Annotated in this window: 23 protein-coding genes; 16 read left to right on the top strand and 7 right to left on the bottom strand. The window is 64.6% G+C overall.

Features of this window, described 5'->3' with window-relative positions:
• Positions 1–120: 120 nt before the first annotated feature.
• Positions 121–747 (top strand): TetR/AcrR family transcriptional regulator, encoded by a 627-nt coding sequence (locus tag ACFVWT_RS13320; RefSeq protein WP_390248438.1) that lies wholly within the window; start codon positions 121–123, stop codon positions 745–747.
• 27 nt (positions 748–774) lie between these two features.
• Here the strand turns inward: ACFVWT_RS13320 and ACFVWT_RS13325 are convergent, their stop codons facing one another.
• A complete protein-coding gene (locus tag ACFVWT_RS13325; protein ID WP_390248440.1) occupies positions 775–2,442 on the bottom strand; it encodes a sensor histidine kinase in 1,668 nt (555 codons plus the stop codon).
• A 101-nt stretch (positions 2,443–2,543) separates the two neighbouring features.
• Here ACFVWT_RS13325 and ACFVWT_RS13330 point away from each other — a divergent pair, with 101 nt between their 5' ends.
• Positions 2,544–3,299, top strand: coding sequence for a response regulator transcription factor (locus ACFVWT_RS13330; RefSeq protein WP_390248442.1), 756 nt, complete (start codon positions 2,544–2,546; stop codon positions 3,297–3,299).
• Between the two features lie 26 nt (positions 3,300–3,325).
• On the opposite strand, the gene map is transcribed toward ACFVWT_RS13330, so the two are convergent.
• Positions 3,326–4,108 carry a type I methionyl aminopeptidase gene (map, locus tag ACFVWT_RS13335; protein WP_390248444.1) on the bottom strand — a complete coding sequence of 261 codons (783 nt, stop codon included), beginning with the start codon at positions 4,106–4,108 and terminating at the stop codon, positions 3,326–3,328.
• 66 nt (positions 4,109–4,174) lie between these two features.
• Between map and ACFVWT_RS13340 the strand changes: the two genes are divergently transcribed.
• Complete coding sequence (locus ACFVWT_RS13340; protein WP_390248446.1) at positions 4,175–4,477, top strand: helix-turn-helix domain-containing protein; 303 nt, start codon at positions 4,175–4,177, stop codon at positions 4,475–4,477.
• Positions 4,478–4,514: 37 nt separating this feature from the next.
• Here ACFVWT_RS13340 and ACFVWT_RS13345 read toward each other — a convergent pair whose 3' ends face one another.
• Positions 4,515–4,916, bottom strand: a complete 402-nt coding sequence (locus ACFVWT_RS13345) for an Hpt domain-containing protein (protein WP_390248448.1) — start codon at positions 4,914–4,916, stop codon at positions 4,515–4,517.
• A 232-nt stretch (positions 4,917–5,148) separates the two neighbouring features.
• On the opposite strand from ACFVWT_RS13345, the gene ACFVWT_RS13350 reads away from it, so the two are divergent.
• Positions 5,149–6,378 carry a glycoside hydrolase family 26 protein gene (locus ACFVWT_RS13350; RefSeq protein WP_390248793.1) on the top strand — a complete coding sequence of 410 codons (1,230 nt, stop codon included), beginning with the start codon at positions 5,149–5,151 and terminating at the stop codon, positions 6,376–6,378.
• Positions 6,379–6,390: 12 nt separating this feature from the next.
• Here ACFVWT_RS13350 and ACFVWT_RS13355 read toward each other — a convergent pair whose 3' ends face one another.
• The 3 genes from ACFVWT_RS13355 to bioB all read right to left on the bottom strand — a co-directional run bounded on the left by ACFVWT_RS13355 (position 6,391) and on the right by bioB (position 8,704).
• Positions 6,391–6,810 (bottom strand): very short patch repair endonuclease, encoded by a 420-nt coding sequence (locus tag ACFVWT_RS13355; protein ID WP_390248450.1) that lies wholly within the window; start codon positions 6,808–6,810, stop codon positions 6,391–6,393.
• Positions 6,811–6,871: 61 nt separating this feature from the next.
• A complete protein-coding gene (locus tag ACFVWT_RS13360) occupies positions 6,872–7,306 on the bottom strand; it encodes a pyridoxamine 5'-phosphate oxidase family protein (RefSeq protein ID WP_043478686.1) in 435 nt (144 codons plus the stop codon).
• A 315-nt stretch (positions 7,307–7,621) separates the two neighbouring features.
• Positions 7,622–8,704, bottom strand: coding sequence for a biotin synthase BioB (gene bioB / locus ACFVWT_RS13365; protein ID WP_390248452.1), 1,083 nt, complete (start codon positions 8,702–8,704; stop codon positions 7,622–7,624).
• Between the two features lie 361 nt (positions 8,705–9,065).
• Here bioB and ACFVWT_RS13370 point away from each other — a divergent pair, with 361 nt between their 5' ends.
• Together ACFVWT_RS13370 and ACFVWT_RS13375 are read left to right on the top strand one after the other, a co-directional pair.
• A complete protein-coding gene (locus ACFVWT_RS13370) occupies positions 9,066–9,656 on the top strand; it encodes a DUF6318 family protein (RefSeq protein ID WP_390248795.1) in 591 nt (196 codons plus the stop codon).
• Between the two features lie 438 nt (positions 9,657–10,094).
• The gene (locus ACFVWT_RS13375; protein ID WP_390248454.1) at positions 10,095–10,595 is read left to right on the top strand and encodes a PKD domain-containing protein; all 501 of its coding nucleotides are present in this window, start codon (positions 10,095–10,097) and stop codon (positions 10,593–10,595) included.
• Between the two features lie 51 nt (positions 10,596–10,646).
• On the opposite strand, the gene ACFVWT_RS13380 is transcribed toward ACFVWT_RS13375, so the two are convergent.
• On the bottom strand, positions 10,647–11,933 hold the full coding sequence (locus ACFVWT_RS13380; protein ID WP_390248456.1) for a GAF domain-containing protein: 1,287 nt from the start codon (positions 11,931–11,933) through the stop codon (positions 10,647–10,649).
• A 193-nt stretch (positions 11,934–12,126) separates the two neighbouring features.
• On the opposite strand from ACFVWT_RS13380, the gene ACFVWT_RS13385 reads away from it, so the two are divergent.
• The 10 genes from ACFVWT_RS13385 to ACFVWT_RS13430 all read left to right on the top strand — a co-directional run bounded on the left by ACFVWT_RS13385 (position 12,127) and on the right by ACFVWT_RS13430 (position 22,688).
• Positions 12,127–13,917, top strand: a complete 1,791-nt coding sequence (locus ACFVWT_RS13385) for an NAD(P)-binding domain-containing protein (protein ID WP_390248458.1) — start codon at positions 12,127–12,129, stop codon at positions 13,915–13,917.
• 133 nt (positions 13,918–14,050) lie between these two features.
• Positions 14,051–15,106 carry a 2,3-butanediol dehydrogenase gene (locus ACFVWT_RS13390; protein WP_390248460.1) on the top strand — a complete coding sequence of 352 codons (1,056 nt, stop codon included), beginning with the start codon at positions 14,051–14,053 and terminating at the stop codon, positions 15,104–15,106.
• 82 nt (positions 15,107–15,188) lie between these two features.
• Positions 15,189–16,268, top strand: a complete 1,080-nt coding sequence (locus ACFVWT_RS13395; RefSeq protein ID WP_390248462.1) for an alkene reductase — start codon at positions 15,189–15,191, stop codon at positions 16,266–16,268.
• A gap of 176 nt (positions 16,269–16,444) precedes the next feature.
• Positions 16,445–17,152 (top strand): GntR family transcriptional regulator, encoded by a 708-nt coding sequence (locus ACFVWT_RS13400; RefSeq protein WP_390248464.1) that lies wholly within the window; start codon positions 16,445–16,447, stop codon positions 17,150–17,152.
• Positions 17,153–17,324: 172 nt separating this feature from the next.
• The gene (locus ACFVWT_RS13405; protein ID WP_390248466.1) at positions 17,325–18,329 is read left to right on the top strand and encodes a sugar phosphate isomerase/epimerase family protein; all 1,005 of its coding nucleotides are present in this window, start codon (positions 17,325–17,327) and stop codon (positions 18,327–18,329) included.
• Positions 18,330–18,424: 95 nt separating this feature from the next.
• Positions 18,425–20,203 (top strand): dihydroxyacetone kinase subunit DhaL, encoded by a 1,779-nt coding sequence (gene dhaL, locus ACFVWT_RS13410; RefSeq protein ID WP_390248468.1) that lies wholly within the window; start codon positions 18,425–18,427, stop codon positions 20,201–20,203.
• A complete protein-coding gene (locus ACFVWT_RS13415) occupies positions 20,200–20,694 on the top strand; it encodes a ribose-5-phosphate isomerase (protein ID WP_390248470.1) in 495 nt (164 codons plus the stop codon). Before dhaL ends, ACFVWT_RS13415 begins: the two co-directional genes overlap by 4 nt.
• 2 nt (positions 20,695–20,696) lie before the next feature.
• A complete protein-coding gene (locus ACFVWT_RS13420; protein WP_390248472.1) occupies positions 20,697–21,707 on the top strand; it encodes a 3-hydroxyacyl-CoA dehydrogenase family protein in 1,011 nt (336 codons plus the stop codon).
• A gap of 69 nt (positions 21,708–21,776) precedes the next feature.
• Positions 21,777–22,544: an SDR family NAD(P)-dependent oxidoreductase gene (locus ACFVWT_RS13425; RefSeq protein WP_390248474.1), complete on the top strand. Its 768-nt coding sequence runs from the start codon at positions 21,777–21,779 to the stop codon at positions 22,542–22,544.
• 12 nt (positions 22,545–22,556) lie between these two features.
• Positions 22,557–22,688, top strand: coding sequence for a hypothetical protein (locus ACFVWT_RS13430; protein ID WP_280872991.1), 132 nt, complete (start codon positions 22,557–22,559; stop codon positions 22,686–22,688).
• Positions 22,689–22,718: the final 30 nt, after the last annotated feature.

The raw sequence follows: 22,718 nt of genomic DNA on the forward strand, positions 1-22,718 counted from the left end.
CTTACCCTCCTGTGGCTCAAGCGCTCTGGCTCAAACGCCTGGGAATTCGACCGACCGGAATGTAGAGAATTTTATCTTAGACAGACAAGTCTGTCTCCCCTTTGGGCTAGACTATTTGCAATGAACCCGACGCCAGACTACGCACCGGTCCAGCCTGCCCTGGGGGGCCAGGCTGCCATTACTGGCGCCGCCGCGAGGCAGCGGATCGTGGATACGGCATATGAACTCTTCGCCCGCCGCGGGATCAGAGACGTGGGCGTCAACGAGCTGATCAGCCGGGCCGGCGTGGCAAAGGCTACGTTCTACCGGCACTTTTCATCCAAGGATGAACTGGTGCTTGCCTTCCTCGAGCAGCGCGACCGCCAGTGGACCGTGGACATGATTGTCGCTGACGCCCGCCGTCGCGGCGAAACGCCCACTGAGCAGTTGCTGGCCATCTTCGACGTGTTCGGCGACTGGTTCCGGCGCGACGATTTTGAGGCGTGCTCGTTCATTAACATCCTCCTTGAGATGGGCGCCAACCATCCGCTGGGCCGGGCTAGCATCGACTACCTTGCCCGGATCCGCGGCCATGTCCAGCAGTTGGCGGAGGAAGCAGGACTCCGGGACACGGAGGATTTCTCCCGGTCATGGCACATCCTCATGAAAGGGTCCATCATCTCCGCGACGGAGGGCGACGCCGATGCCGCCAAGCGCGCACAAGAGATGGCCCGGACGCTGATCGAACAGTTCCGGGCGCCGGCCTGACGGCGGCCGGCCGCCAGGCTCCGGGCGCTAGACCGGCACCCTGACGGTGAACGTGGTTCCCTGTCCCAGTGCGCTCCGAAGCTGGATGCTTCCGCCGTGTGCTTCAACAATGGCCTTGCTGATGGACAGGCCCAGCCCCACGCCGGGAATCGAAGTGTTCCTTACGTTGCCGGTCCGGAAAAACTTCGTAAACACCTCCGCCTGATCCTTGTCGCTCATGCCCATGCCCGTATCGCTGACCCGGCACACCAAATGGGACCCGTCCGAGTGCAATGAGACCACGACGTCACCGCCGTTCGGCGAGTATTTGATGGCGTTGGACACCAGGTTATCCAGTACCTGAGACATGCGCCCGGCATCCACGTGGGCCTCCAGCCGTTCGGGAGCGTCCGCACTAAGCCGTACTTTTGCAGCGGCGGCACGGGGAAGCGCGGCGCTAATGCTGGCCCGGACAAGTTCGGCCACGTTCACCGCCTGCGGGCTGACAATAAGCTGCCCGCTGCGGCTTGCCAGCAGATCCGACACCAGCCCGAGCAGCCGCTCGGAGTTACGGCGGATAATCATGAGCGCGTCGCGGCGGGGGTCGCGTGCACCGTCAAGTTCGTCCAGCAGCAGTTCGACGTAGCCGAGGATTGAGGTCAGCGGTGTGCGGAACTCGTGGGAAACGTTGGCCACGAAATCGTCTTTGGCCGCCAAGGCATTCACCAGGTCGGTGACGTCGCTAAACACAATTACCGATCCGGCGAACGCACCGTCCTGGTCCCGCATCGCGCGGGCGCTGGTGGTGATGGCGCGTTGTTCGCTGCCGCTGCCCAGCCACACCAGGTTGTCGGTAAAGCTTTCGCCCATCACGGCGCGACGGACTGGCCGCTGGTCCACCGGGACGGCGGTGGTCCGGTCGGCTTCGAACACGAGGAGCTGGGACTCGTTGGGATCGTCGTTACCCGCAGGTGTGGCCAGCCGGTGGTTTTCCCGTTGCTTCCGGTTCATGAGAATGTCGTGCCCGTCCGCATCCACTGCCAGGACGCCGAGATGCACCGTTTCCAGCACCGAATTCAGCAGTTCCTCCTGCCGCTTGCTCTCCTTGAGGGTAATCCGCAGTTGAGCATCCTTCTCTTCGAGGTCTCGCTGTTGCCGGACCATGCTGAGAGTCAATACGCTCACGGATACGCCGATCCCCAGCATCATCACCGGCAGCAGCAGGGAGCGCGCCAGGTCCTGGCCGGTGACATTCCCGTGAAGGAACAACGGCACCCAGATGATGGCCAGGGGAGCCAGGAAGGACGCCACCAGGGAAGCGCGGGGGTACAGCCCCGACGCGCACAGCCAGATGACGGGAAAGACAGCCAGCAGGCTGATGCCGGTCAGGCCCTCCTGGCCGCCCTCCCTGCCCAGTGCGATCGAGACGAAGTCAAGGACGGGAATCACCAGGAAGCTGGCGAACGGCAGCCGGTGCCATGGAACGAGGAAGCACAGCGCCAGGATCAGGACCTGTGTGGCCAGGAAAGCGATGAAGAGGGGATTCCCCAGCGTCCCCGGGAAAAACATGAGCATCAGCATGGCCGTGAGTGCCGCTGTGATGGACAACGGCATCTGACTCAGGGTGACCCGTCCGCGCAGCGAATACTCGTGGAACGACCGGCGGAAGAAAAGTATCCGGCCGGACTTCATGTCCCAGGTGACGTTGCCGCTCATGGCCGGGTGATTGTCGAGGTGCGGTTTACTGGACGCATACCCCCACGATATCCGCCGAGCGCTATACTTCTGACGGTATCGAGCGGACTGAGGGGGCTGCGATGAGTGAATCACGTGTGGGTCTGGTAATCGAGGATGATCACGACATCCGTGAGCTGGTCCGGGTGGTGCTGGTCCAGGCCGGCTTCGACGTCCAAGTCGCGAGCAGCGGCGCGGCCGGCGTGGTCGCGGCCAAGGAGCTCAACCCGGCAGTCATCACCCTGGACCTGGGCCTTCCGGACATCGACGGTTTTGAAGTTGCGCGCCAGATCAGGGAGTTCTCCGACGCATACATCGTGATGCTGACGGCCCGTGCCGAGGAACTGGATACCCTCATCGGACTGGAATCCGGCGCGGACGACTACCTGACGAAGCCTTTCCGTCCGCGGGAACTGCGAGCGCGCGTCGCGGCCATGATGCGGCGTCCGCGGTCGACGTCGGACGCTACCGCAGGTGCCAAGGCACCGGCCGTAGCGGGCGACACAGGCCGGACACTGACGCATAACGGCCTTGAGTTCAGCTACGAGGCGCGGACCGTGAGCGTGGACGGGCGCGAACTGCACCTCACGCGCACCGAATTCGATCTGCTGCACGCGCTCCTGGAAGCAGGACGCATGGTGCGGACCAAATCCGAACTGGTGAGGCGGCTGCGCGACGAACCGTACGACGTCGGAGGCTACATCTCAGAGGCGGACGAACGGTCCGTCGAGGTGCATATGGGAAACCTCCGCAAGAAGCTGGGCGACAGCCCGCAGAACCCGCGCTGGCTGCAGACCGTGCGCGGGGTGGGCTACCGGTTGGCTCCTGCCGAGCGCTGATTCGCGGCGACGGCGCGGCTTCGGCCTCAGATGTGCGCCTGCTTCGGCAGGGTGAGGATCTCTGCTCCGTCGTCGGTGATGGCGATCGTGTGCTCACTGTGTGCTGTCCGGCAGCCTGTGGCACTTCGGAGCGTCCACCCGTCGGCGTCCGTGATGAGTTTGGCGGTGTCGGCCATGACCCACGGCTCCAGGGCGAGCATCAGCCCCGGGCGCAGCTCGTATCCGCGGCCCGGCCGCCCGGTGTTCGCGATGTGCGGGTCCTGATGCATCGTTGATCCGATGCCATGACCCCCGAACTCGGTGTTGATCGGGTACCCCGCGGCGCTGAGGACCGAACCGATGGCATGGGAGATGTCGCCGATGCGGGCCCCGGGTCCGGCAGCCGCTATGCCCGCGCTCAGTGCCCGCTCGGTCGCGCTGATCATCGCGAGGCTCTCCTGCGGCTTGGAGTCGCCCACGATGAAACTGATGGCGGAGTCTGCAGCCACACCGTCCTTGGAGACGGCCAGGTCCAGTGTCAGCAGGTCGCCGTCGGCAAGCGTGTAATCGTGGGGCAGTCCGTGGAGCACCGCGTCGTTGACGGCCGTGCAGATGTAGTGGCCGAACGGCCCGCGTCCGAACGACGGCTCGTAGTCGACGTAACAGGACAGCGCTCCAGCCTCGAGGATCATTGCCGCAGCCCACCGGTCGATGTCCAGCAGGTTTGTGCCGACCGTGCTCCGGCCCTTGAGCGTGTGCAGGATGTCAGCGACCAGGGCGCCGGTTACTTTTGCCCGGGCCAGCTCTGTGGGGTTAAGGATCTCAATCATGTGGCGCCTTTCTCACGCAACCAATAACTATCCCGGCCATATTATCCCGGTATTAGAATTGGAGCCATGGTCAGGTTGCCCCTCACATCCGCTGAAGTCGAGCGCGGACAGCGCCTCGGTGCCCTGCTGCGCCGTGCGAGGGGAGAGCGCTCGATGCTCGAGACTGCGCTCGACGCGCGCGTCTCACCGGAGACCCTCCGGAAGATCGAATCGGGCCGGGTCGCCACCCCTGCCTTCTCCACCATCGCCGCGATCGCCGACGTCCTCGGGCTTTCCCTCGATACGGTGTGGGCCGAGATCAGCCAGCCTGAACGTGGAGCTGGGCCGTCCCGCTCGGGTCAGAAGGCGCGTGAACGGTTGGCCTCGTAAGCCTCAATTCCCCAGTTGCACTGGGGGATGGCCGGACTTAGGCCGCTGCCGCCGCCGAAAGGCCGGCCACGGTCTGATCCGTGCACGCATCCATACTTTCCAGGAGCGCGAGCTGTAGCCGCGGCGGTTGCTCCGCCACTGTTTCCGGGTGGTTCTCCAGGTGCTTCAGGATGGTTTCGAGCTCATCCGCGAGCCTGCCCAGGTAGGCGGCGCCCACCATCATGCTCGAGGTCTTCACGCTGAGGACCGCGTCCATGGCAGCGTCCAGGTCCATTGCCTCCACGGCATGTCGGAGCCGGTCCAACCGCCGGGGAAGTTGCTGGATATAGCTGTTGACGAATACTGTGCAGTACTCGGCATCGGGCTCAAGTTCACAACGGAGCGTTTGCAGCACGGAGGGGTCAACGTACAGCTGGCTCACGCCATCCTGTCCATCCATTGGACACCCCTTCCCTTGGCCCTGCACATCCGGGATAACGGGTGCGGCCACAACCTTGCCTCTTTTACAGTAGGGCTCCGGCTGGCGTGGAACGCGTTTTCCGGAAAAATTTGCGCCAATCTTGATGAGACTCAACAATCTGCGTTTAGGATCGGGACAAGTGCCTGCCGGCACCGAACTGACCCGTGGCCCGCAAGGCCACCAGCCGATTGCGGGGACCGCTGTGTTCAGGATCGTGAGAAACGTTGTTACTGGTCTGGTGGTGGGGCTGGCCGTCACCCTGGCGGCCGTGCAACCCGTCCAGGCGGCGCCCGCTGCGGCGGCCGTGGCAGCGCAGGTTTACCTCGACCCGGCCACCGGACCGGCGGGTTCGGCCGTGACAGTCAGCGGAACAGGGTTCAAGGTTTCCACCACCGGAACCGTGATAGTCGGTTCCTCCACGTTCTCTTTCAAGACTGCGGCGTCCGGTGCCTTCAGTACCTCGATTACCGTTCCTGCGGCGCCCCTGGGACCGCTGACCATCACGGCCAAGACGTCCTCCATCAAGGCCTCATCCGTTTTCACGGTTACTTCTTCCGCTCCCACCATCCCTCCCGTCAGCACGGCGGCACTCCGCTTCGGGGTGGCGACGGCGGGCGGCCCCCTGGCCAGTGCCGAACTGGACGACGTCGCGCGCCTTGCGGGGGAGAGCCCATCGAGTGTGCTTTTCTACAAGGACTTCCTGCAGGCGCCGCCCATCACCGAGATGAACGCCGTACGGGCGCGCGGCGCCGTTCCGCTGGTCACCTGGGAACCGTGGGCATGGGGCGGCGGGCTGACGCAGCCCGCCTACGCCTTGGACCGGATCGCGGCCGGCGACTTCGATGCCTACATTACGCAGTGGGGGCAAGCACTGGCGTCGTGGGGCCAGCCCGTCCAGTTGAGGTTTGCGCATGAGATGAACGGCAACTGGTACCCGTGGGCCGAAGGCGTGAACGGCAATCAGTCCGGCGACTACGTGCAGGCCTGGCGGCATGTGCACGACGTCGTAGCTGCTGCCGGTGCCAGCAACGTGTCCTGGGTCTGGAGCCCGAATGTTCCGTACTTTGGATCCACCGATCTTGCCGGCCTGTTCCCGGGTGCCGGCTACGTGGACATTGTGGCCCTCGACGGGTACAACTGGGGCACCTCGGCGTCGTGGAGCAGTTGGACGTCGCCGCAGGACCTTTTTGCGCCGGGGATAGCCCAGTTGCGGACGCTCGCTCCCGGGCTCCCCATCCTGATTGCCGAAACCGCGTCCGCTGAGGCCGGCGGATCCAAGGCACAGTGGAATACCGATCTGGTGAGCTACCTGGCAGCGCAGCCGGACGTAGTGGGCTTCGTCTGGTTCCACCTGCAGAAGGAAACGGACTGGCGCATCAACAGCAGTGAGGCGTCGGCCACGGCGTTCAACGCTGCGCTGGCGGCCCGCCGGGCGCCATAGTCAACTTTGTGTTCAGGCGAGGAATTGCTCCAGCTGTTCCTCCAAGGCCGAGACGTCCTTGAGTTCGCATTCCCAGACGGTGAGCACCTGCCATCCTGTTGCTTCCAGGAGGCGGCGCTGTTCGGCGTCCCGGTTCCTGGTCCGTGTCCGTTTCGTATCCCAGAACTCCGCATTCGCCTTGGGAGCGTGCTGCCCCGCCTTGCAGTCATGGAAATGCCAAAAGCAGCCGTTGACGAAGATGACTTTGTGCCGTCCGGCGAACACCAGATCGGGGTTGCCGGGGAGCTTGCCGCCACGCGCGCTGCCGTGCAGGCGGTAGCGGTAGCCCTTTGAGTGCAACAGGCTCCGCACCAGCAGTTCCGGCTTGGTGTTCTTGCCGCGGATCCTGGACATGTTCCAGCTGCGCCGTTCGGGGGTGAGCTGGTCAGCCATGATTTAAGTCTAGGCGGCCGCAGACCCGCGGGCGCCCCGCCCTTGGGCCCGGATGCAATCCCTAGATTTCGCGCTCCGGATGTTCGCCGAACTGGAAGTGCCGTCCGCTGACCGACACCGGCTCGATCTCAACGTAAAAGTCCTTCAACGTGGGCACCCAGGGCTTCAGGCCCAGGGATTCCGCGGCCGCGATATCAGCAGACTGGTCGAGGACCCGCGCCGTACCGCGAAGCACCACGGACCAGGCTTCGTCCGACATGATGCCGTCCGTCTCAAAGAGGACTTTGGCGTTGATAGTGAGCTCAGCGAGCTTGTTGCCCGGAGCTGTCCGGAGGTAGAGCTTCCGGCCGCTCACGGCGTAATTGACCGGGAAGATGTCCGGTTCGCCGGCCACGGTCACTACCAGCCGGCCGTGCTTGGTGCCCTCAATGAGCTTCCACGACTGGTCATCGTCAAGGTTGAGAATGGGGTTGCCGTCTGCATGTGTGAACATCATGGGCCTATTGTTCAGCCGGTGGCAGGCAATGGCCAGTGTCTTAAGGACATATTCTCATTTCGGTGGTGCCGTGGCGGGAGCATTCCGCCGTCCATCCGAGCGGTGTCACCTGGACTTTCAGGCGGCGCCGGCAGGCGCCGCAGTACCGCGGCGGTTCCAGCGTGAGGCGCTCGCCGCACCTCTGGTGAACGTCCGACGTCGGGCTGGCGCCGCCGTCGGACGGCTCTCCGCAGTGCCCGCAAAAGGCAGTGATGGTTGCGTCGTCCGGCTTGCCGGAGGTTGGGTCGCCGGTGGTTGCGTTCTTGGAAACCCCGTTCATAACGTCTTCTGGAGTTCCTTGATGGGCATGTTCAATTCGACCAGCAGGTTGAGGTCGGCGGTGGCGGGGCGGCCCAGGGTGGTGAGGTAGTTGCCGACGATGACGGCGTTGATGCCGCCGAGGAGGCCTTCGCGGGTGCCGAGGTCGCCAAGGGTGAGTTCCCGGCCGCCGGCGTAGCGCAGCACAGTGCGGGGCATGGCGAGGCGGAATGCGGCAATGGCGCGCAGGGCGTCCTTGCCGTCCATAATTCCCTGGTTTTCGAGCGGGGTGCCGGGGCGCGGGTTGAGGAAATTCAGCGGGACTTCGTGGGGTTCGAGGGCGGCGAGCTGGGCGGCGAGTTCGGCGCGCTGTTCCAGGGTTTCGCCCATGCCGATCAGGGCACCGCAGCACAGTTCCATGCCGGCGGCCTTGACCATGTTGCAGGTCTCCAGGCGTTCTTCGTAACTGTGGGTGGTGACGACTTCGGGGAAGTAGCTGCGGGCTGTTTCGAGGTTGTGGTTGTAGCGGTGCACGCCCCACTCAGCGAGCTGGTCCACCTGGCGCTGGGTGAGCATGCCCAGGGAACAGGCGATGTTGATGTCCACGGCCTCGTTGATGCGGTCGATCGCGAACTTGATCTGGTTCATGAGCTTGATGTCGGGGCCGCGGACGGCGGCGACGATGCAGAACTCGGTGGCTCCGGTGGCGGCTGTTTCCTTGGCGGCTTTGACGAGTTCGGGGATGTCGAGCCAGACGCCTCTTACCGGGCTGTCAAAGAGCCCGGACTGGCTGCAGAAGTGGCAGTCCTCGGGGCAGCCGCCGGTCTTGATGGAGATGATGCCCTCGACTTCGACGTCCTCGCCGCAGTGCTTCAGGCGCACTTCATGGGCTAGTTGAAGGGCGGCGGGAAGGGCTGCGTCCGGGAGGCGGAGGACTTCCTCGAGCTGGAGCTGGGTCAGGCCGATTCCGTCCTCGAGGACCTGTTGACGGGCTATTTCGAGGATGTCGCGACCGGCCTTTTGAGTTGCTTCACGGCTGGCTTCGTCGAGTCTTTCGTCGCCCGTTTCGTCGCCGGTGCGGACATTTGCCTGAATCATCATTGATGGGTCCTTTTCGCGGGATCGTCTGGTCTTCAACGACGCTAGTTTGGCTTTTTGTTGGCTTTTTTGTGGGGAATCAACAAACGTATGGCGTCGGGCTTGGGAAGCCGAATTGCTTCGTGCCGGTGTCCGTGTGACTTTTCTGCCTGGTGTCTTGGGTGGTAGACCGGAGAAAGTACCTGTGGATAACTTTGAGCATCAAAGTGTGACCTCAGTTACCCTTTAACCACCGTCCGGAGTTATTGCGGGCGGCTCGGACGTCTTGAAACTATCGGGGGAATAGCTGCCCATGACATCTCGTACTTCGCCTTTCGCACGGTTGCGCTATTCGGCCGCTGCTGTTGTCGCCGCCTCTGCCCTCATGCTCACCGCGTGCAATGGGGGCGCCACCCCGCCGGGAAATGACAGCACTTCAGCGTCGGCTTCTGCATCAGAGCCGGCTACGGCCACGCCGAGCCCCACACCAACGCCAACCGCTGCGTATAAGCCGGCAGATGCCAAGGGCAAGGCGCAAAATGTTCCTGTCCCGGTGTTGCCCGAGGCAGCGAAAGCCGAGACGAAGGAGGGGGCCATAGCGTTTGCCGAATATTGGTTCAGCCTGCTCAGCTACGCATACGAGACCGGTGACCTCGCACCGCTGGACAGTGTTACATCCCCGTCTTGCGGTCCCTGTGACAGGGCCAAACAAGTGATCAACGCTTGGCATACTGAAGGTCGGTGGCTTGTCGGGGGCAAGGTGGCCGCCGTCGCGACGAGTACGACGTTCAATAAGGGGGCGGATTCGGCCTATCAGGTCGCTGTTCAAGCCCGACAGGTAGCACTCACATATATGCGCCAGGACGGGAGTGTGGCCAGAAGTGACCCCCAGCCGGACGACACGGGAAATCTACTTTTTGTTGTCTATTCGAATGGGTCATGGCGGCTGTCGGATATCGGCAAAATTGTCGGTTGAGTCATGACGATATTGGGGAAGTTTAGGGGGCTTGCTACGCTCCTCACTGCCGCCTCTTTGGCTATAGTTGGTGCCTCGCCTTCATTAGCTAACGATCCAGACTTCTTTGGTGATTGGAAGCCTGACAATGTGACTTTGGGCGGTTGGACTTGGGACAGTGCCACTGGCGGGTTCGTTGCGGAGGATCCGGGTGTGCCTAACCCGGACCCCAACCAGTACAAGTACGAACTCCAATGCCACATGGGCGGCGCCGATTTCGATACGCCGTGTTTGGCTCGACAGTTGGAGTGTAAGAACGGCCCCGATGGGAAAGATGGAATCCCGGTGGTTTGGTTGAAGGCGCCTAAGGGGATCCCAAACCCTGTGTGGACGTTCCATTCCGGACCGACGTGCCTTTTCGATCCGAAGCCGGAAGACCTGCTTCCCCGCATAGCGGCCATGATTCAGAGCGAGTTCCAGAAACTGCCGGTGGCAGCAGGAACCGTCACGGCCCAGCCGAGTCCCCACACCCTCCGGGGCGCGGAAACGAATTTCTTCGCCGCCTCGGCAGAACAGCAGTTCGACATCACCATCCTTGCCCAGAAGGTCCACGTCGTGGCGACCCCCGCCCAGTACACGTGGAACTACGGTGACGGAACAACGTTCGGGCCCCAGCCGTCGGCCGGCGGTCCGCTGCCGCAGGACCGGTGGGGTGAGAAGACCCGGACCAGTCACATCTACACGCAGACCGGCGACTTCCAGGTGGTGCTCACCACCCACTTCCAGGGAACGTACTCCGTCAACAACGGCCCGCCGCTGCCTATCCCGGGTCAAGGACAGTTCAATTCACCACCGCAGACCATCAGTGTCTGGCGATCGATCACCCGTAACTACGCTGACGACTGCATCAGAAACCCGCGAGGCCAAGGCTGCCCTGGAGTTGCCCCGCCAGCCCCCTAGTCGAACAGCTCCCTAGCCAGACGAGCCCCTAGCCAGAGCCCCCACCCCCGGTCAGGACTGCATTTCCCGATCGACCCGTTCCATCCGCGCCCGGACCAGTTGAAAGCGCGGATCGCCCGGTCCGATCAGGCTGGCCATTGCCGCGGCTGCTTCGACGTCCGACGCGCCCATGTCGCTCGCACACCACCGCATGATGAGTTGGGCATCCCCGCTGGAGCGGACCGAGGCCCCCACGGCTTCGTTGAGCTCATCCCGCATGAGCTCGACGGACAGGTTCGCCGAACGGTTGAGCATCTTCGCGGGATAGGCGGCCAGCGCGTCCGCCACGCGTCCGTCCCGCAGATGATTGGCGACCACTGATATGTCCGTGACTACCCGGACGGCCGACGAGAAACGGTAAGGGTTGGGTTCCATCACGTTGCCCAGGATGCCGCGGATGCGATGCATCTCAGTCCTGATCGCCGTCGCGGCGCCGTCTTCGCCATGGAGCCTGTACGCCAGTTCATCGGCGCTCCATCCCTGGGTCCGGGATGCCAGCAGCGCCAGGATCTCAGCGCGGCGCAGCGTCAGCGGAAGACGCGCACCGCCGTCGACCTCGGCGCTCGGCTTGTCACCCAACAACCTCAGCGTCAGCGTGGGACGAACCGCATCGGTTCTCCAAGGCGCACCGGCAGACTTCAACAGTTCCTCCGCCAGCCGCACGCCGCAGCGCACCATGCGGAGGCTGTCCGGTGTGACCGATTCGAAGGGGCCGGAAACATCGAGCACCCCGACGACTTCTCCTGTGAAGGGGTCGCGGATCGGAGCCGCGGTGCAGGCCCAGTCGTGATGCGTGCGCACCAAGTGTTCGGCAGAAAACAGCTGGGCAGGTGCACCGGTCACGAGGGCCTCGCTGATGGCGTTGGTCCCCACGCCGGATTCGGACCAGTCTGCGCCTTCCACAAACTCCAAGGAATCGGCCAGCCGTAGCGCTTGCCGGCTGCCCACCCGCCACAGCACTTCACCCTGTTGGTCGGTGACGATCAACAGGTGGCGGCCCGCGGCGGACTCGTCGGCCAGCAACTGGGACAAGGCCGGGATCACGGTGGCCAGGCGGTGCCCGGCGCTCAGCGACCGCGCCTCGGACACTCCGTGCCGGTGAACCGGCCTGTGTTGATCAGGGTCGATGCCCAGCGCCAGCGAACGCTGCCAGGACTTGATAATGGCCGGTGAAATCGAGGGGTCGGGGCTACCCGAAATGGTGGCCTCATGGGCTTTGCGCAGCGTGCGCGCGTATTCGGCCGGTGCGGAAAATCTCAAGTCGCGAAGATGCGTGATCGCGCCGGTGCCCGTCCGCATCCGCCATCTCCCAACTCGTCATCGAATCGTGCCCGGGCCGCGCGCTGACGGCTCTTCGCCGGAAGCTTCTCCCAAGGAGGGCGCCGTGTCACTCGATTGTAACCCCCGGCGTCTTTTACTTGTGATGCGGGTCACCAACGGTCAAAGCGGGGCGAACCGGGAGCGGCCCACCGTAGCAACGAAAAGAGGAATCATGCCTGAAACACCCAACGGCATCGTGGAGGCCTGGCTGGCGCAGTTCGAAGAGGCGCTGCGCAGCAGGGACACCGACGCCGCACTGCAGTTATTCGAAGAAGAACCCTACTGGCGCGACTTCGTATCCTTCACCTGGAACCTCAAGACGCTCGAGGGCAAGGACGCCATCAAGCGCATGCTGGACGCCACGCTCGCCGATGTTCAACCCGGCAACTGGACCCTCGCGGAGGATGCCACCGGCGACGCTGCGAACACCGAGGCCTGGGTGGACTTCGAAACGGCCCAGGCTCGGGGCTATGCCCACCTGCGCCTCCGCAACGGCAAATGCTGGACGCTGCTCACCACCATGAAGGAGCTCAAGGGGTTCGAGGAAAAGAAGGGGCCCAACCGGGAGAAGGGCGTGGCCCACGAGATCAGCAAGGGACGAAAGTCGTGGCTGGAACTCAAGGAGGAACAGGAAGCCCGGCTGGGATACCAGGACCAGCCCTACACAGTGATTATCGGCGGCGGCCAAGGCGGTATCGGGCTGGGTGCGCGGCTGCGTCGGCTCGGGGTCCCCACGATCATCATCGAGAAGAACGAGAAGCCCGGTGACTCCTGGCGGAACCGCTACAAGTCGCTCCACCTTCACGATCCTGTCTGGTACGACCACCTGCCGTACATGAAGTTCCCCGACGACTGGCCCGTCTTCGCGGCAAAGGACAAGATCGGTGACTGGCTGGAGCACTACACCCGGATCATGGAGCTCAATTACTGGTCCAAAACCGAGTGCACCAACGCCCGCTTCGATGAAGCGTCCCAAGAATGGATCGTGCAGGTAATTCGCGACGGCGAACCGGTCACCTTGCGGCCCAAGCAGCTCGTCTTTGCCCTGGGTGTCTCGGGCTACCCGAACGTTCCAACGTTCGACGGCGCCGAGTCCTTCTTGGGGCAGCAGTACCACTCGTCCAAGCACCCGGGCGGCGGTGACTGGACAGGCAAGAAGGCCGTGGTGATCGGATCCAACAACTCGGCCCACGATATCTGCGCCGACCTTTGGGAACACGGTGCGGAAGTCACCATGGTCCAGCGGTCTTCCACGCACATCGCCCGGAGCGAGTCGCTCATGGACCTGGCGCTCGGGGACCTCTACTCCGAGAAGGCCCTGGCTAACGGTGTCACCACGGAAAAGGCCGATCTGCTGTTCGCCTCCCTGCCTTACCGGATCCTGCCGGACGCCCAGATCCCCGTCTACGAAGAGATGGCCAGGCGCGATGCCGGGTTCTACTCCCAGCTTGAGGCCGCAGGCTTCGACCTGGACTTCGGGGTGGACGGTTCGGGCCTGTTCCTCAAGTACCTGAGGCGCGGCTCCGGCTACTACATCGACGTCGGCGCCTCCCAGCTGATCATTGACGGACGGGTCAAGCTCGCCAACGGGCAGGTCACGAAGATCACCGGCAACGCCGTGGTCATGGACAGCGGGGCCGAGCTGGAGGCCGATGTCATCATCTATGCCACTGGCTACGGGTCGATGAATGGCTGGTTGGCTGACTTGGTCTCGCCTGAAGTGGCGGACGCCGTCGGCAAATGCTGGGGCTTCGGGTCGGACACGCCCAAGGATCCGGGGCCGTGGGAGGGGGAGCTGCGGAACATGTGGAAGCCAACGAACGTGGCGAACCTCTGGATTCACGGCGGCAACCTGCACCAGAGCCGCCACTACTCCAACTACCTTGCGCTGCAGCTCAAGGCCCGTATGGAGGGACTGCCCACACCCGTCTACGAGCTCCAGCCCACCCACCACAAGCGCTGACGGGGAGGGCCGTGACAATCACACTCCCGCGCACCACACTGGGAGTGACGGCCACCTGCTGTGACACTCCAACGACATGCCGTGGATGCGCCCGATCGGGTGCATCCACGGCCCGTAAGTGAAGGAAAACACCATGAAAGCAGCACGATTCCACGCCCGCGAGGATCTCCGGATCGAAGACATCCCGGAGCCGGAGTTGCGCCCAGGGGCCGTGAAGATTGCCGTCGCCTGGTGCGGGATCTGCGGTACTGACCTCCACGAATTCCTGGAAGGGCCCATTTTCACCCCGCCGCCCGGACACCCCCACGCGCTGTCACATGAGGAAGCCCCGGTCACCCTGGGACACGAGTTCTCCGGCACTGTTGAGGAAGTGGGCGAGGGCGTGACCGGGTTCTCCGTCGGAGACAGCGTGGTGGTGGAGCCGTACTTCGTCTGTGACGAATGCGGCCCGTGCCGGGCAGGCAACTACAATCTGTGCACCAGGCTGGGTTTCATTGGACTGGCCGGCGGCGGCGGGGGACTCAGCGAAAAGATCGTGGTTGATTCGCGCTGGGTCCACCCTGTCGGCGACATTCCGCTCGACGAAGCCGCGCTCATCGAACCGCTCGCGGTGGCCTATCACGCCGTCGGCCGGAGCGACGTGAAAGCCGGGGACGTCGCCGTCGTCGGCGGTGCAGGTCCCATCGGGCTGCTCACGGCGGCAGTCCTGAAAGGGCTGGGCGTTACGACCGTGGTGACTGAACTGTCCGCCGCGCGTAAAGAGAAAGCTACCTCATCCGGCGTCGCGGACCATGTCCTCGATCCCAGCGCAGTCGACGTCAAGGCGCGGGTGCTGGAACTGACCGGGGGAGCAGGTGCGGACGCTGCGTTTGAATGCGCCGGCGTGAACGCCGTTCTGGACACGATGCTCGACGTCGTCAAGCCCGCCGGAGTGGTGGTCAACGTGTCCATCTGGGGACGCCCGGCCACCGTGGACATGCAGAAGATCGTCCTCAAGGAAATCGACCTTCGCGGAACGATCGCCTACCGCGGCGACCACGCGGCTGCCATCAAGCTCGTCCAGGAAGGCAAAGTGGACCTCAAGCCCTTCATTACGGGACGGATCGCCCTGGATGACCTGGTGGACAAGGGGTTCGACACCCTGATCCACCACAACGACACGGCGGTGAAAATCATCGTGCATCCGTAGTGATCCGAGTCTCACCCGGAATAGTTGCAGGCGCCTTGCAGTTGGGCTCAGTGGACCCAATCCGCTTTGAAAGGAACTGCGCATGCTGTTTTCCCCGTTGACTCTCGGCGAGCTCGAACTGCCCAACCGCCTGGTGATGGCCCCGCTGACCCGGCTCCGCTCCGGCGAAGCGGGGGTACCCGCTCCCATCGTTGCCGAGCACTACCGCCAGCGGGCATCGCTCGGCCTGATCGTCAGCGAAGGCACGTACCCCAGCCCCGCGGGACGCTCCTACCCGGGGCAGCCCGGCATTGTCACGCCGGAGCAGATTGCCGGCTGGAAGAAGGTCACGGACGCCGTCCATGCCGAAGGCGGCCGGATCTTCGCGCAGATCATGCACGGTGGCCGGGTTTCGCACGAGGACATTAACGGTGGCCATCAGGTGGTCGCGCCTAGCGCCATTGCCGTGGAGGCAGAGACGCGCACCTACAAGGGCAAGCAGGCGCACCCCGTCCCGCATGCCCTGACCACCGACGAACTGCGTGGCATCCGCCAGGAAATCGTGCAGGGATCGCTGAACGCGATCGAGGCAGGGTTCGACGGCGTGGAGCTGCACTCCGCCAACGGTTATCTGCTGCACGAATTCCTTGCTCCGTCGTCGAACCAGCGTGATGACATCTACGGCGGCTCGCCGGAGAACCGGGCGCGCTTCGTCATCGAGGTTGTGAAGGCTGTGGTGGAGGCAGTCGGCGCGGACCGCGTCGGCATCCGGATCTCGCCCGCGCACAACGTCCAGGGCGCTCTCGAAACGGACGCCGCAGATGTCCGTGAAACCTATGGCCTGCTGGTGGATGCGATCGCGCCGCTGAACCTGGCCTACCTGAGCATCCTGCACAAGGAACCCACCAGCGAACTGGTCCAGGACCTGCGTGCGCGTTTCAACGGCACCTTCCTCGTCAACACAGGGTTTGGCGTCATCACCACCCGTGAGGAAGCCATCTCGCTGGTGGCCGACGGCCATGCAGACGCCGTGGTGGTGGGCCGTCCGGCCATCGCCAACCCCGACCTTGTCCGCCGCTGGCGCGAAGACCTGCCAGTTAACGAGCCGGACCAGGCAACGTTCTACGCCGACGGCGCAGAGGGCTACACGGACTACCCGTTCTACGAGGAGTCGCAGAACTAGCACTCCGAGGTTCTGGAAATGGAGCTCCACAGGCTCCGCAGAAGGCGGGCGCAACCCGATTGCGCCCGCCTTCGGCGCATTCCCAATGCGTTGTTCCGAGCTCCCCCCGTGGCGGCCGAAGGCCGATTGTGACCGGCCAAATCCGCCCCAAGCTGCCAGCCCTATAGGATCTGAACATGCAGCGTCCGTCCCAGATCAACAGTCCCGGCAGCCGCAAAGGCAAGCCCGTGAGCCGCCAGGTGCTGGCCGACCACGTCTACGAGGAACTGCTGGAATCGCTGATGGATGGCCGGCTCGAACCGGGTGCAACCGTCAGCATCGACGGCACAGCCCGGGACCTGGACGTTTCGCCCACCCCCGTCCGCGAAGCCCTGGCCCGGCTGGAACACACCGGCATGGTCCGCCGGGTGGCGCTCAAGGGATATCGCGTGGCTCCGGTGTTCACCCGCGAAGACTTCGCCGAACTCATGGAAGCCCGCCTCGCCATTGAGCCGGTGAATGCCCGACTCGCCTGCGGCCGGCTAACCCCGGAGCGGCTTGCCCAGCTGGAGCAGGCCGTGACCGACTTGAAGACCGCGCCGCGGGGACCCTCATTCGCCGAATACCGCGACTACCTCGAAGCCGACGAACGCTTCCACAGGCTCATCGCCGAACAAACCGGAAACCAGTTCATGGTGGCAGCGTATGCCGCACTTGGTGGCCAGGTTCAGCGTTTCCGGCTGTTCGGCGGCGTGGGCATCACGGATGCGGAGAACGCCATCGCCGAGCACCAGGCCGTCCTGGACGCGATGGCCTCGGGAGACCCCGAAACGGCTGCCGCGGCCATGGCCGAGCACGTCCGTAAAGTCCGCGGCCGCGCCATCGCCGACGCCCCGGAAAGCTAAGCCTCACCCTTAGCGCTCTCTCCCAACTGACTGGCAGATAACGTCGTTATCGAGCCTTTTCGCGACGTCTACTGCTAGCTAGTTGGGCTGTAACCACCAAAAGTGTGACCTTGACAACTCTTTGTCGATAGTAAATCCTATAGGAAACAGGATTCGCACAAGGAGTGAACACATGGCCTACACAGCCGAGAACTGGCCCATTACTGCGGCCCTGCTTCAGTTCCCGGGCACCGACGCCCAGGGAACCCACATCAACGACGCCGGCGCCGAAGCCTGGGCCGAGGTCCTCACCGAGGTGAAGGAAGCCGGATTCGCCCATGCGGACCTCACCGACAGCTGGGTGCGCCCGGGCGATCTCAGCAAGGAGCGCCTGGCCGAGTTCAAGCAGACGGCGGACACCGTGGGCATCGGCGTCCCGGTCATCTCCGCCATCCGCCGGAGCGTCATCGAAGAAGGCAACTGGGAAGCCAACCTGGCCTACAGCCACCGCACCATCGACGCCGCCGCCGAACTGGGCTGCGAGGTCGTCTCCTTTGGCCTCCACCAGGCCATCACGCCGGAGCAGCAGAAACAGCTGTGGTTCTGGACGGTCGAAGGCTACAAGGACCCGGCGGGAGACAAGGAAGCCTGGGGCAACGCCGTCAGCCGTCTCCGCGAACTGGGCCGGCACGCAGCCGAAGTTGGGGTTCTCCTGTCCCTGGAAATGTACGAGGACACCTACCTCGGCACTGCGGACTCCTCCGTGCAGCTGGTCGAGGACATCGGACTCTCAAACGTTGGCCTGAACCCGGACCTCGGCAACCTGATCCGGCTCCACCGTCCTATCGAGGACTGGCGCGAGATGGTGGCCAAGACCCTGCCGTACTCCAACTACTGGCACATGAAGAATTACATCCGGGACGAGGACGCCGCCCGGGACATGTACGTCGCCATGCCGGCGCCGATGGAAAGCGGCCTCATCAACTACCGCGAGGCCTTCAAGCTGGCACTGTCCGTAGGTTTCCAGGGCATTCTCTGCACTGAGCACTACGGCGGAGACGGCCTCAGCGTGACGGCCAGCAACCAGGACTACCTCCGCCGCCACGTCCTCCCCAAGACGGACGGCTACACCCTGGGCCGGAGCCAGGTGGCGCAAGGACGCCAGCTGCCCGCAGCCTCGGAACTCAGCACCGTCTGAGCCAGCGCGTGGTGCGGCCGGCACGCCATTCGGGGGCGGCCGCACCACTCCGGACTCCCAGCCTTACTTCCCAACACGGATTCAATGAGGAAACCATGACCCAGATCTTCGACAACCCCGCAGATTTCGCGGATGAGGCACTGGACGGCTTTGTGGCGGCCAACCGCGGGTACGTTGCCCGGGTGGACGGCGGCGTGGTCCGCTCCACCGAGGTGCCCGCCGGCCAGGTGGCCCTGGTGGTGGGCGGCGGCTCCGGCCACTACCCGGCCTTCGCGGGCCTGGTGGGGCCGGGCCTCGCCACAGGCTCCGCCTGCGGCAACATGTTCGCTTCCCCGGCCGCCGGCCAGGTCTACCGGGTGGCCAAGGCCGCCAACGCGGGCGGCGGCGTGCTGCTGAGCTACGGCAACTACGCCGGCGACGTGCTCCACTTCGGCCAGGCCCAGCTGCGGCTCAATGCCGAGGGCATCGAAACCCGCACCGTCCTGGTCACGGACGACATCGCCAGCGCACCGCTGGACCAGATCGAGAAGCGCCGCGGCATCGCCGGGGACCTGACGGTCTTCAAGATTGCCGGGGCCGCAGCCGAAGCCGGGCTGGACCTCGACGCCGTCGAACGCCTGGCGGTCCGGACCAACTACCGCACCCGTTCCCTGGGCGTGGCATTTGACGGCTGTACGCTCCCGGGAGCGGACGCGCCGCTGTTCCACGTGCCCGCCGGCCAGATGTCGCTGGGACTGGGCATCCACGGCGAACCAGGCATCTCCGAACACCCCATGCCCACCGCCTCCGAACTCGCCGACCTGCTGGTCTCCAGGCTCCTCGCGGACAAGCCCGACGACGCCGGGAACCGCGTGGTGGCCATCGTCAACGGCCTGGGCACGGTCAAGTACGACGAGCTGTTCCTGCTCTTCGGCAAGATCGAAAAGCTCCTCAACACGGCCGGCCTGACTGTGGTGGAACCGGAATGCGGCGAGCTGGTCACCAGCCTGGACATGTCCGGGCTCTCCCTGACGCTTCTCTGGCTGGACGATGAACTGGAGCAGTTGTGGGCAGCCCCGGCCGACACCCCAGCCTTCCGCAAGGGCAACCTGGCGCCGCGGGCCCGCCGCGAGCTGGCCGGACCGGAGGACGCCGTGGCCGGTGAAGCGGAAAACACGACGGCGGCAGCGGCTGAACTGGGCCGGCTGGCAGCCGCCGTTCTCGCCCAGGTGCAGGGCGTCGTCGTCGAGCATGAAGAGGAACTGGGCAACCTGGACGCCATCGCGGGCGACGGTGACCACGGCATCGGCATGCGCCGCGGCGTCGACGCGGCGTTCGCGGCAGCACAGGAAACCTCGGCAGCCGGGGCGTCGGCGGAACGCGTACTCACTTCCGCGGGCGAAGCCTGGAGCGAACGCGCGGGCGGAACCTCCGGGGCGCTGTGGGGCTCCGCCGTGATTGCCGCCGGCCTGGCCCTCGGCAACAAGGACTCCTACCGCGGCGAGGACGCGGCAGCCGCCGTCACCGCCTTCGTGGACGCCATCACCGAACTCGGGAAGGCCGAACCGGGGGACAAGACCATGGTGGACGCGCTGCTACCCTTCCGGGTCGCCTTCCTGGCCGCGTTCGACGGCGGCACCCCGGTACGCGCGGCGCTCGCCTTAGCAGCGGCTGCTGCGCAGGAGGCGGCCGACGCCACCGCTTCGCTCCGGCCGCTCAAGGGCAGGGCGCGGCCGCTCGCCGAAAAGAGCCTGGGCCACCCCGACCCCGGCGCGGTTTCCTTCGGACTGATCGCGGCCCGGATCTCGAACTACCTCGATTCTGAACTGACGGATTCACTACTGACGAATTCACCGCTGGCCGCCTCCGCGGCCGGAAATGGAGCACAACCATGAGCGCAGACAAGACCAGCACCGCAGGCTGGCGCATTGTCATCGGCAATGATGAAGCGGGCGTCGAATACAAGGAAGCGCTGAAGGCGCTGCTTGAAGGCGACAGCCGCGTCGCGTCCGTCACGGATGTGGGCGTCGGCGCCAACGACTCAACCGCGTACCCGCACGTCGCCGTCGACGCCGCCCGCAAGGTGGCCGAAGGCGAGGCAGACCGGGCCCTCCTGATCTGCGGGACCGGACTGGGCGTAGCCATCGCGGCCAACAAAGTTCCCGGGATCCGGGCCGTCACGGCCCATGACGGTTACTCCGTGGAGCGTTCGGTCCTGAGCAACAACGCGCAGGTCCTCACCATGGGCCAGCGCGTGATCGGCCTGGAACTGGCCAAGAAGCTGGTGGGCGAATGGCTCGACTACCGTTTCGACGAGACATCATCCTCCGCCGCCAAGGTGGACGCCATCTGCTCCTACGAGCCCGACTACACGAAGGCAGTCTGATCATGACCGAAACAGCAAAAGGCCCAGCAAACGCGGAAAACACAGCGACGTTTGACGTGAACAGCGCCCGGAAGATCGCCGTCGTCGGCTCCGGCTACATGGGCGGCGGAATCGCGCAGGTCCTGGCGCTCGGCGGGGCCCGGGTTGCACTCGCCGATGTGTCCGCCGAAGTGGCGCAAAGCAACTACGACCGCCTCCTGGCGGAATCGGACCAGTTTGTGGCCGACGGCCTGTTCCCCGCCGGTTCCACAGAGATCCTGAAGCAGAACCTCTGGGCCGCCAAGGACATTGAGGAAGCGGTGGCGGACGCGGACTTCATCGAGGAAGCCGTTCCCGAGGTCATCGCCATCAAGCACCAGACCCTGGCCCGCATCAGCGCCGCCGCCCGGCCGGACGCGATCATCGGCTCCAACACCTCCACCATCTCCATCGCCGAACTGTCCGAACCGGTCACCAACCCCGAGCGGTTCCTCGGCGTGCACTTCTCCAACCCGTCGCCGTTCATCCCCGGTGTCGAGATCATCCCTCACGCCGGCACCTCGGCGGCCACCGTCGGCGCAGCCCGCGACCTGGTCCACGCCGCCGGCAAGCAGACCGCCGTCGTCAAGGACGTCACCGGCTTCGTGCTCAACCGCCTGCAGTACGCGCTGTTCCACGAAGCAGCGCAGCTGGTGGAGCAGGGCATTGCGACGGCGGATGACGTGGACACGCTGGTCCGCACCACCTTCGGCTTCCGCCTGCCGTTCTTCGGTCCGTTTGCCATCGCGGACATGGCCGGGCTGGACGTCTACAACTTCTGCTACAAGTCCCTCCAGACCGACTTCCCGGAGCGGTTCGCCACCCCCAAGATCCTCACGGACCTGGTGGAAGCCGGGAAGCTGGGCACCAAGACCGGTGCGGGCTTCCTCAACGTTCCGGCCGAGCGCACCCCCGAGTTGATTGCGTACCGCAACAAGGCCTACGTCGCCATGCAGCAGCTTCTCGAAGACCTCGGTCCCGCCCCGATCCATTAGGACCTGCCCTGCCGCCGGCCCCATCGCCGGGCAGGGATTTCCCGTTCGCCATCATTCAGGAGCACACCCATGAGCATTTTCCCCGCAGAACGCACCGCAATCGTCACCGGAGCCGTCTCCGAGCGCGGCATCGGCCGGGCCACCGTCAACTACCTGGCCGCGCAGGGCTGGAACATCGGCATCATCGACCTGGACGACGCCCTGTGCAAGGCCGCAGCCAAGGAACTGGCCGCCCAGTACGGTGTCCAGGCCTTCGGTGTCGGAGCCAACGTGGCCGATGAAACTTCCGTCCGCAACGCGATCGATGAGATCGAAGCGGAGCTGCCGCAGATCGTTGCCCTGGCCAACGTGGCCGGCGTCAGTTCACCGGTTCCGTACCTGGAACTGGACGCCGCCGAATGGGACCGCGTGCTGAACATCAACCTCAATGGCGTCCATTACGCCACCCGCCGCGTGGCCGAATCCATGGTCAAGAACCGGATCGGACGCATCGTCAACATCTCCTCCGTATCCGCGCAGCGCGGCGGCGGCACGTTCTCCAAGACGCCGTACTCGGTGGCGAAGGCCGGCGTGATCGGCCTGACCCGCGCCACGGCACGCGAACTGGGGGAGTACGACATCACCGTCAACGCCATCTCCCCGGGCCCCATCGATACCGACATCATGGGCGGCACGCTCAGCCAGGAACGCAAGGACGAACTCACCAAGGACTTGGTGGTCAACCGGGTCGGATCCACACGCGACATCGCAGCAGCCATCGCCTTCCTCATCAGCGAGGACGCCGGTTACATCTCCGGCCAGACGCTGAATGTGGATGGCGGACTCTACATGCACTAGGGAAGGCCACCCATGGCACAGCACAAACCAGCAACATCCCAGGTGACGGGGCTCAGGTCCTGGAGCCGCGAACGCCGGATCTACCTCGCCGTGGGCATCCTTGCCTGCCTCGCCGGAATCATGATCATCGCGTTCTCCCGCTAGGACCCCAGGCACCACCTTCGTTCGCAACTG

The sequence above is a fragment of the Arthrobacter sp. NPDC058288 genome, assembly GCF_042880995.1.
Taxonomy (GTDB): Bacteria; Actinomycetota; Actinomycetes; order Actinomycetales; family Micrococcaceae; genus Arthrobacter.